We start from the raw sequence: 372 nt of genomic DNA on the forward strand, positions 1-372 counted from the left end.
GATCAGGCCCAGGCCGAGCGCCAACCACAGCGCCTGGCGGAACAGCGGGCCGATCTCGCGYTCRCGGCCRGCGCCRTGCAGCTGCGASACCGAGGCGGTGAGCGAGATCARCGTGCCGATCGGGATCAGCATCGGCAGCCACAGCAGYGCRGTGCCGATGGTGACGGCAGCCAGCGTCTGGGTGCCGTGGTGGCCGGCGATGACGTTGTCGACGAAGGAAATCAGGCCGGTGGAGACATGGCCCAGGACCAGCGGCAAGGCAAGCAGGCCGGTGGCGCGCACTTCCTGGGAGAGGCGCGGCGTGGGGGAAGCAATGGACATGGAGATCACGGACGGCAACTACGGCAGCGCGCGGAGGGCACAGGCACCGGG

General features: G+C 69.8%; 1 protein-coding gene. It reads right to left on the bottom strand.

Going from position 1 to position 372, the window contains the following annotated elements; genetic code table 11:
- Positions 1-321, bottom strand: a 321-nt coding sequence (locus tag AC1DN0_RS41875) for an MATE family efflux transporter (protein WP_477146726.1), incomplete at its 3' end; no start/stop codon positions are given.
- Positions 322-372: the final 51 nt, after the last annotated feature.

The sequence above is a fragment of the Cupriavidus sp. 05N39 genome (assembly GCF_056397325.1).